Raw genomic sequence first — 2,982 nt, forward strand, 5'->3', positions numbered from 1 at the left:
ATACTCTCTCGCTGTATTGTTTAAGGTTTCTAAAAAGTACACCTTTTCAGGCTCTGTCATGATATCTAAATCTGATATTTTTATTTCATGGTTTTTGATAATAGACTTCATTATTTTAATAAAATGTTGTTTCAGTTGAATAACAGATTTTGTGCTATAAAGACTTTCATTGTAAGAGAATATAATATTTAATTCATCATGAGGTATAACCATTACATCAAATTCATAATTAGTCTGTTCGTGTACTTGTAAATCATGAATGCTAAAACCTAAGTCTCTAAACGAATAATCAAAACTTTCTTCAACGTGATAATTCTGGAATATCATAATATGATTAACTAATTTATGTTTTACTTCTGACAATGATTGAATTTCTGCTAAAGGATAATAATCAAATTTGGAAGATTCTAATGATGCTCTTTGTACATCTTTGAGGAGATCTACAAAACGACTATCTCTATTGGTTTGAATTCTTACAGGGATTGTATTAATAAATAATCCCACCATCTCTTCAATGGCTTCTACCTCGGCATTCCGTCCGGATACAACCGAACCAAAAACGATATCGTCCATACCAGTGTATTTTTGAATTAAAATCCCCCATAAAGTCTGGATGACAGTGTTAAAAGTTACTTTTTCCTGCTTACTAATATTTACTAAGGCTGCTGTCATTTGCTTATCAATGGTAAAATCAAGACTTTCCTTTTTAAATACTTCATATTGATTCCTTGTATTCACCGGAAGCTGAGCGTGATTTGAGTAGCCTTCAATATATTGCTCCCAATACTGTTGTGCTTTATTCTCAGGCTGCTTCTTGAGCCACTTCATATACTCTCCGTAAGACGTCGGCTTTTTCAAGTTAATTTCTTGCTGATTTCTTAACGTAGAATATATAGCAAAAAGATCGTTTATAATAATGCTGCTGCACCAGCCATCCATTAGTATGTGATGGGAACTCCAAATCACTTTATGTTCTTGCTTACTCATCTTTATTACTGATAATCTTATTAAGAAATTTTCGCTTAAATTAAACCCTTTTGTTCGATCTTTGAATTGGAAATCTTCAATAAACCGAGACTTTTCCTCTTCATTTAAATGGCTAATATCTTGAAAGTGTATGTTTTCTTTGTATTCTTCAAGAATTACTTGTTTGGCTGGTTTTATATTTTCATATACGATAACCGCCCGTAAAATATCGTAACGTTCAATTATCTTTAAGAAACTTTTCTTCAGCAGCTCAATATCCATTTCGCCCTTTGTTGTGAATGATTTTTGTTCAAAGTACGTAGCCGATCCCTTATCCAATAATGAATGGAAGAGCATACCATTTTGCATTGGAGTGAGAGGGTATATGTCTTTAATTTTATTTTGCTTCTGCACTTCGTATTTTTTCTTTATTTCCTCTAACTCTTCGAGTGTCATGTCACTTTCTGTATAATCCGATGGAGTTGTTTCGGTCTTCTCTAGATTCTTACAGTGATCGATAATCGACAATAAATGATTCTTGTAGGCTTCAGCTATATTCTTCATTGTTTGCTCATGATACTTTTCATTATTGTAAGCAAAAGTAATACTCAGTTTATGGTTCGATATGATTCCACTGATATCTATTTCAAATAATCTTTCACTCTCTAAACTAATTGAGTCACCTGGTGATAGTTTAGAGATTTCAAACACTTCATTATCAATACTCTCATCAAACTGACCTAAGTAGTTGAACTTTATTTGCGGTTTTATTCCCTGCCAACTTACTTCATTCTGCATATACTTAAGAATGCCAAAACCTATACCTTTGTTTGGAATCTTCCTTAGTATTTCTTTTACTTTCTTAATTGACTTGTTTAGATGAGATTGATGTATATCTAACAAAACAGGGTAATGGGTTGTAAACCATCCGACCGTTCGAGAGATATCGATATCTCCTTGAAGTATTTCTCTTCCGTGTCCCTCCAAAGTCACAAGCAATTGATCATTTGCAGTCCATTCATTAAACGCAAGCCCTAGAGCTGTTAACAATAAATCGTTAATTTCAGTGTGATATGCACGATTGGTATTTTTCAATAAATCCTCTGTATCTTCTTTGCCAAAAGTAATACAAATGTCTTTGAAATTATTCAATTTGTTTCGAGACTGGGTATCTTTATCTGCCGGTAATTCTCCAATTCCAATTTTATCCAAATGGCTCCAATAACTTATTTCATCATAAAGAACATCACTTTTTACATAATTTTCTAAGTAGCTCCCCCAGTCTTTAAATGAGTGGGTCTTATGCTGAAAGATAATTTTTTCTCCTCGCATTGCCTGACTATACCCTTCGACGAGATCCTCAAAAAGAATTCTCCAAGAAACACCGTCTACTACTAAATGGTGTATGGCGATAAGCAGATGATCTCCTTGACTCGTCTTAAACAAACCTACTTTCACAAGGGGACCCTTTTCTAAATCAATACTGCTTTGTAATTCTTGGCAACATCCTTCAATTAATTTCTCTACATTTTGAGCTGAACGGAAATCCTTTACTTGCAGATCGTATAATTTTGTTTCTGAACTTCTAATGATTTGAGTGACTTGTTTACCATCCTTTTTATAATTCATCCTTAAGGCATCATGATGCTTGATTAATTCTGTAAGTACATTTTTGATTGCTTCATCTTGGAAACCTTCTTTGTTGTAGATCATCACAGATTGGTTCCAATGGTGTTGATTAGTAAAGCTATTTTCAAAAAACATTCTTTGTATAGGAATTAACGTTGCCTCACCTGTCACTTCTCTTTGACTTATTTTATTTTCATTTGAAGTAACCTTCTCACTAAGATCTTTTATATTCCCATACTTAAACAGATCTCTGATTTCCAATTTATATCCAAACTTCAGAAATCTAGATGTTATTCTTATAGCTTTGATAGAATCTCCACCTAAATCAAAGAAGTTGTCATGAATTCCGATTTTTTCTACTCCGAGAACATCTGACCATACGCTGGC

The 2,982-nt window shown here is 33.2% G+C and carries 1 protein-coding gene; it reads right to left on the minus strand.

Features of this window, described 5'->3' with window-relative positions:
• Positions 1 to 2,982, minus strand: a 2,982-nt coding sequence (locus BGM27_RS20330; RefSeq protein ID WP_254122957.1) for a condensation domain-containing protein, incomplete at both ends; no start/stop codon positions are given.

This window comes from Bacillus sp. FJAT-27001, from assembly GCF_019039175.1.
GTDB lineage: Bacteria > Bacillota > Bacilli > Bacillales > Bacillaceae > Bacillus > Bacillus velezensis.